The organism is Flavobacterium sp. (assembly GCF_031363805.1).
GTDB lineage: Bacteria > Bacteroidota > Bacteroidia > Flavobacteriales > Flavobacteriaceae > Flavobacterium.
Genome location: NZ_JANLVD010000034.1, coordinates 26193 through 34542 on the forward strand (window position 1 = coordinate 26193; position 8350 = coordinate 34542).

At 36.8% G+C, this 8350-nt stretch carries 1 protein-coding gene and 1 pseudogene; both read left to right on the top strand.

Annotated features, from left to right (window positions below):
• Position 1 precedes the first annotated feature (1 nt).
• Positions 2 to 3082, top strand: coding sequence for a PorP/SprF family type IX secretion system membrane protein (locus RMN92_RS02290; RefSeq protein ID WP_309607845.1), 3081 nt, complete (start codon positions 2 to 4; stop codon positions 3080 to 3082).
• A 100-nt stretch (positions 3083 to 3182) separates the two neighbouring features.
• Positions 3183 to 8350, top strand: a pseudogene (locus RMN92_RS02295) (SprB repeat-containing protein); the annotation flags it as partial.

The window sequence follows — 8350 nt, forward strand, 5'->3', positions numbered from 1 at the left end:
TATGAAAAAAGGAATTTTATTTATTGTTTTTTTATTTGCATTTCAAATGGCATTGTCCCAAGAGGATGGTGTTATTTCGTTTGACATACAATCTAAAAATTCTTTAAAATTCAATAAATTTGTTATCAATCCAGCTTTCAGTTTTGTTCGTGAAGATGAATCTTTTATCAATATTGTAAACAAGAGACAATGGTTGTCATTTGACAATGCACCGCAAAATTATTTTGGTAGCTATTCGTCAAAATTCAGAGAGAATAATGGTATTGCGTTAGGAATATTTAAAAAAGACTATGGTATTTTATCTTCTTTTGGATTGATAGCCAATTTTGCGCACAATATTGAAGTTTCCAACGAAAATAATTTTACATTTGGTGTTAATTTGGGATATGTTAACTCAGGCTTAGACAGCGGAAGAGCTGTGCTTAACGAGCCAGATCCTTCATTTCAAAATATTCCAAAAAACTCCTTACTCTCACTTACTCCAGGTGTAAACTATGGAACTGGCGCAATGGATTTTGGAATTCAAGCCAACAATGTAGTATATTATAATTTCACGGGATCCAACTTGGTTTCTGATGACCCAGCCAAAGGAATTGGCGCTCATATTATGTATACAGGCTATGTATATCGTGATGGATTTTTTGACAAAAGTAAATTTTCCACATTATTCAAAGGAGATATAGCCAAAAACAGCACTACTTTTTCTGGAATGGTTCTTATAAATGTGCCAAAAGGATTTTGGGCGCAAGCAGGATACCACACGCTTTATGGTGCTTCAGGTGGTATAGGATTTACTTTAGCCAAAAAGATATCTATTGGATATACTATCGAAAAAGGTTTAGGGAATTTATCAAATTTTGGTTTGTCTCACGAAGTAACTTTGGCTTACAAAATAAGAGGCTATGGTGATTATGAAGAAGAAAAAATAGTGACTAGATCTAACAAAAGCCAAAAAACCAACAAACAAATTGCAGCAACCAAGCAGGCTATAAAAACTAAAACCGATACTATTGTAAAAAGAAATACAGTTGTTGTTGTTAAAACAGATACCATCGTTAAAAGAAAAACAGTTATAAAAACCGAAGTAGATACTATCGCTGACAAAGCGGCTATCGAAGCCAAGGCCAAAGCTGCTGCAGCCAAACTAGCCAAAGATAAAGCAGATGCCGATGCAAAAGCAGCAGCAGACGCGGAAGCATTACGTTTGAAAAAATTAGCTGATGCAAAAGCAAAATCAGCCGAAGCTGAGAGAATAAGAAGACTATCACAAGATAAAGTGACTGCCGATGCAGAACGTTTGCGATTGGCAAAAGAAGCTGCAGATTTGAAATTACAAGCAGATAAATTGGCTAAAGATAAAGCAGCAGCAGATGCTAAAGCCAAAGCCGATGCGGAAGTTGAAAGATTGAGAAAATTAGGGCAAGACAAAGCAGCAGCAGATGCCAAAGCAAAAGCCGATGCCGAAGCGGAACGTTTACGATTGGCTAAAGAAGCTTCAGATTTGAAAGCACAAGCCGATAAATTGGCTAGAGATAAAGCCGCTGCAGATGCCAAAGCCAAAGCAGATGCTGAGGTAGAGCGATTAAGAAAACTAGGACAAGATAAAGCTGCTGCTGATGCAAAAGCGGAAGCAGAGCGTTTGCGATTGGCAAAAGAAGCAGCTGATTTGAAAGCTGAACAAGATAGAATTGCCAAAGACAAAGCTGCCGCAGATGCTAAAGCAAAAGCAGATGCTGATGCAGAACGTTTGCGATTGGCAAAAGAAGCTTCAGATTTGAAAGCCCAAGCAGATAAATTGGCTAGAGATAAAGCGGCAGTAGAGGCCAAAGCAAAAGCAGATGCTGATGCAGAACGTTTGCGATTGGCAAAAGAAGCCTCAGATTTAAAAGCACAAGCGGATAAATTAGCCAAAGACAAAGCTGCCGCAGATGCAAAAGCAAAAGCCGATGCTGATGCAGAACGTTTGCGATTGGCAAAAGAAGCCTCAGATTTGAAAGTACAAGCGGATAAATTAGCCAAAGATAAAGTTGCAGCAGATGCTAAAGCAAAAGCAGATGCGGAAGCAGAGCGTTTGAGATTGGCAAAAGAAGTGGCTGATTTGAAAGGACAAGCGGATAAATTAGCCAGAGATAAAGTTGCAGCTGACGCCAAAGCAAAAGCGGATGCAGAAGCAGAACGTCTAAGATTGTTGGAAATAGAAAAAGCCAAATTGGCAGCAACAAAAACTACAGAAGATAAAGAGTCTGATTATTTAGCAGAACTACTTGAAGATTCTAAGAAAAACCAATCGAAATCATTGTCTAAATTGGACTCGATTGCTGCTGCTAAAGAAAAAGAATTGAACGAATTAAAACAAGAAAATATAACAGGTGTTTATAAAGAAGCAAAATTCTTGAGTACCTCTGCTGCAAATAGAGCACTTGAAACATTGAAATTAGAAATTGCTGAAAATGCGAGGGCACAATCTGAATTTATAAACCAATTTGAGATAAATGCAAATGCCAGACTTAAAAAAGTGCCGAATAAAAGCGATTTAGTCAATCAAAATAACATAAGAACAATAGAAGAATTAAAATCTGAAAGATTAAGAACCGAAAAAATAAGTCTTGATTTAATTGCAAAATTAGAAAGAGTAAAAATTGAAACAGAAATCGAAAAGAAAAAAAGAATCAAACAAGCATTATTTGACGATACAGCAGAAAAATTTGCCAAAGACAAAGCAACGCTTAAACGAATAAGAGACAATACACCTCGAAGTAGTGTTGCTTTTAAACCGGAAGATTTTGATTATGGCGTGAATGATTCTTCAGGGACACAGATTATCAAAAAAATTGACAATGTAGAGGCTGGATATTATTTAGTACTTGCAGTACACAAAGACGAAGCCAAAAGAGATGCTTTTTTAACCAAGGCAGTAGCTGCGGGTCAAACCAATATCAACTTTTTCTATAATGTAAGTACAAGTACCTATTATATTTATTACGAAAAATTTGATGAAATAAACGATGCTACTAAAGGATTAGAAGCCAAAGGAAATAAACCATTTAACGGTAGAATGAGCATAGTAAAAGTCGATAAATAAAAGGATGAACACTTTATTGAGAAAAATATTTTCTTAATAAAGTGTTAATCCATAAAATTTAAATAACTTTATGCCCCAACTACCTAAAAATAATATAATTATGAAACCAAAAAATTACCTACTATTAGCGGCTTATTTATTTTTAGGATTTAATAATGCACTAGCACAAGAAGCAAAAGCTTTTGCGCCTAGATTAACTGGTAAGTTTATCAGTGTAAAAGGCGATATTGTAATTGTTGGAAACAGTATTTTAAGCAAAACTGTTAATGCTAGCAATAATAATGTATTACCTATATTTTCTCCAGCTGGTAATGCAACCGGAACAGTCACAAATTTAGCCGCTTTAACCGCATTAGCAAACCAAAATGTTAACCCCCCTTTTTTTGATGACTTCAGAGACAATAACAATGGTTACAATCAAGAATATATAAACATAGATCCACAAACTGGAATTTTTAACTCCAGTCGAGCGGATTTAAATATAGTATTGCCTCCAAATTCTGATGGTTCTGTTAATATCTGTAAGCAAATCGTATTTGCAGGGCTCTACTGGACTGCAATCTATCCATATGAAAGAACAAATGTAGGCTCAACTTCAAACACTAATGGTACGCCTAGGTTCAATGATTGGAATCAAATGAAATTTAAAGTGCCGGGTGGTGTTTATCAAGACATTTTTGCTGAAGATGTAATTTATAATGACAACACATTTACCCCAGTACCTCCAGCAACTCGTGTACCAAACACCCCTTATGTATGTTATAAAAATGTAACATCAATACTTCAAGGCTTAACCAATGCAAACGGACAATATTTTGGTGCTAACATTAGGGCTGCTAAAGGAACAAAAGGTAGTGGTTGTGCAGGTGGTTGGTCGCTTGTTATTATTTATGAAAGCCCAAAGTTACCCTCAAAATATATTTCAGTGTTTGATGGATATGTAGGTGTTCAGAAAAATATTGCTGAAGTTGACTTCTTGGTTGATGGTTTTAAAACATTACCTGTTGGACCTAATCCGGCATCACCATTGGTTGTGAAAGCCAAAATTGGAGTATCTGCTATTGAGGGCGAAAAATACTTATTTGGCGATAATCTGGAAATAAAAGCCAATTCTGTGGCTACATATACAAAAGTTACCAATACTTTGAATCCGAACAACAACGTTTTTAATTCCTCTATCACCAATCTAAATACGCCAGTTGTCAATAGAAACCCCGCCAGTCAAAACACATTGGGTTTTGATTTGGATATGTTGGATGTACCCAATCCGCCAGGAAATACAGTTTTACCAAACAACGAGACTGCGGCTAGAATAAAGATATCCTCAGACGATGACACTTATGGAGTATATTTAACCACATTTGCGGTTGACATTATAGAACCTAAAATCGAATTAACAAAAGTAGTTAAAGACATATCCAACGTATTGATACCAGGTGGCTCTTCAGTAACATTAGGACAACCACTGGAATACGTGATTGGTTTTCAAAATATAGGAAATGACAATGCGCAAACTTTTACCATAAGAGATGTTTTACCTATAAATACCATATTTAATCCTGCAGATTTAGCCCTTCCAGGTGCCTTGCCGCCAGGAGTTACTTTTTTATACACTCCAGCTACTCGAACATTAGTTTTTACCATTCCTAATTCATTGGTAGTTATAAATGGTCCTCGATATGAAATTAAAATAAGAGTTAGAATTGTAAACTCTTGTAGTGAGTTGAGCGAAGCTTGTTCAAACAACATTCAAAATCAAGCATTTGCTACTTACAGCGGTCAAATAAACCAAACACCTATAACAGAAGATCCTAGTTTATCTACTTTTACAGGTTGCGACTTGGGTGCACCAAGTACTTCCAATGTATTGGTAGGTATCGAAAATTGTGTGTTTACACAGAATGTAACTATTTGTGGAGCCAGTACAGTATTAACAGCCCCTGGACCATCTGGACCAACTGGATATACTCAGTATACATGGTCTGGACCAGGAACTATAACACCTGTTCCAAATACCAATAACCAACAAGTGACAGTTACCCAACCAGGCGTATATAGTGTTTATTGTTTGGCTGTAGCACCATGTCGCAGTATAACACAAGTAATTACTGTTACACCTTTTGTAGGAACACCGCCAGCCCACCCAGTGATTGATGATGCAGATGTTGTAAGAGTTTGTACTGACGATGGAGTGGTTCAAATGCCAGAGATTTATTTATGTGGCGCGAACGACACGAGATTGATCGATTCTGGAATCACAGGAAATATAGTGACTTGGCAAGTAAGAAACATAAACAATTGTCCACCACCAACAAATGTTGAACCCGTAATTTTACCTGGACAATTTTGTCCTCGACCACTGCCTATTTGTGCTTGGCAAAATGTACCTAATGGATTTGGCCCAGTAAATGGTGTTGGTCCAGATTTTACAGCAACCACACCAGGAAAATATAGATTAACAATTAGTGATGCCTCGGGAAGTTGTTCTTTAACGTATTATTTTGAAGTATTCCAAAATGTATTGTTACCTATCGAAACACATAGAGATATAATATGTAATACACCAGGGAATATTACAGTTACAGGAAGTACTGGTCCGCTATCTGGTTATGAGTATAGTTTAAATCCAAGTGCAGCACACCCATGGCCTAACACAACAGGAGTGTTTAGTATTACTACACCGGGTGTTTATACTGTGTATATAACATTGGCTACAAGCCCTGGTTCACCCGTAGGTTGTGTATTTACAGTACCAAATATTCAAATAAGACAACGTGTTTTTTCAGTTACACCTACAGTCACTAATCCATTGTGTAATGGTGATAAAGGGACGATTAGATTAGATGCAAACGGTGTTGAACCACAATATACTTTTAGCTTATTTACTAGTACTGGAACATTAATACAAACAACAGGACCAATAAATCCGAACACCTATACATTTCCTCCTCAAAATCCAGGAACGTATACTTACACTGTAACTACATCAGATAGTTGTAATGGTACAGGAACGGTAACTATTACAGCACCACCATTATTAACCGCTACATCCGCAGTAACAATACCTATTACTTGTACAGATGGAGAAATTACGGCTTATCCAGTCGGTGGATCATTGCAGCCAACTCCTGTATATATTTACTCATTATTTCCAAACTTTACACCATTTCAAACGAATCCTAATTTTCCTATAACAACAGCAGGTACATACATTATATATATTGCAGATCAAAACGGTTGTAAAACCCAAACATCTGTACCTATAACAAACAACCCACCACCAGTATTTAATTATACCACCACAAATATTTTGTGCTATGGCGACAATACAGGTATTATAAATTTTGTAAGTACAACCACTCCACCATCGGCGCCACAAGCCAATGGATATACATTGGAATATAGTATTAATGGACTTGCAGGTCCATACTCAAGCAGCCCAAATTTTACTGGAGTAACAGCCGGGACTTATACTTTAATTATTAAATACAGCTTAAACTACCCAACAGGAAATACTGCGGTGTGTTTCACTGCCGCACAAACAGTAACTATTACACAACCTGCTACAGCATTAACAGCTTCTGGCGGAGTTTCTGCTGTGGCTTGCGATACTAATGGTGGAAATGGAGAGGTACGAATTACCAATCCGCAAGGTGGCACACCATCTTATACTTATAATTTTAATAATGGTGTTGGACCTTATGGACCTTCAAATATCGCCAATCTTCCTCCAGGAAATTATACAATATGTATTAAAGATTCAAATGGATGTACATTTTGCATGCCAATAACATTAGATCCAATTCCACCTACCCCAACAATATCTTTAACGCCACCTGTTTACAATTGCGATGGTACTTCTACAACAACAGTTACTGTTAATAATCCTTCTGGAACAAATTATAATTACACCTATGATATAGTTCCGCCGCTTGTACCGCCACACAATCCTACGTCAAATATTTTTACCAATGTTCCTTGTGGACCTAGCAATATAACAGTGAATTACGAATTGGTAAGCGTACCAACGTATAGTAATTTATTATTTGAAGATTTTGGTGTGGGTATAAATACAACTTCTCCTGGTATTGCACCAGCTTATTGCTGGAACAACCAACCTTTTCCACCAGGACAACCTTGTGGTTCCACAGTTGTTGGTTACCCTCCTGCAAATTGTGCTTCAACCTTACCTTATGGGTCAACCTATGTATTGGAAGACAATCAATATGTTGTAACTAGCGCACTTAATCCAAACATTTGTTCATGGTTTGACTACAGAGACCATACAACCAACGGCGTAAATCCAAATGGAAGATTTTTGGCAGTGAATATTGGTGATGCTGCAGGACCTTTTGGGATTTTATATAGCAAACAAATCAATGATATATTACCAAATCAACCCGTAACTGTTGAATTGTACGTTGCCAATTTAATACGTGCAGGTTTAACAGGATTTGCAGAACCTGATTTTCGAATTGAATTAGTTGACGGTTCAAACAATGTTGTTGCTTTTCAAACGGTAGGCGCAATTAATAATAACGCAAACGCTTGGCAGTTTAAAACCATATCTCTTAATCCCTTAGCCAACACAAGTTTAACTTTTGTAATTCGTTCTGGAAGTATTTTATACAATGGTAACGACGCTTTGATAGATGATATTAAAGTTTTCCAATTGCCAAAAGCATGTATTAGCACTAGAAGTTTTCCAATCATATTGCCTTGTAACCAAGCATTTGCTGCACAGGTTACTTCTTTTAAAAATGCTACTTGTTTTGGAGCCAATGATGGAACAGTTACGATAGCTGCTCAGAATTTTAATGTTAGCTACCAGTATTCAATAAATAATGGTAATACTTGGGTTACAACTAGCACAACACCATTGGTTATTCCAATTGACCTAACATTAACAGGTGTACAAGCTTATCCAGGTTTTGTTTTGGTAAGATATGATAGCACAACACCATCAACTTCTCCTTGTTCAACTTCATTGCCTCAACCAATTACGCAACCAACACAATTAATCGCAAATGCTACTTTCACACAACCAACTTGTTTGGTGGGCGGAACTATTACGGGAAGTGCAACGGGTGGATTACCAAATTATCAATACCAATTAAGTGGCACTACGACTAATCCAGTTACAACAGTTAATATCCCTTATCAATCGGGAAATGTATTTTCTAATCTAGCAGCGGGTAGTTATATTTTAACAGTAAGAGATCTAAACAACTGTTCAGATCCAATTAACGCACCAATAGATTTAACAGC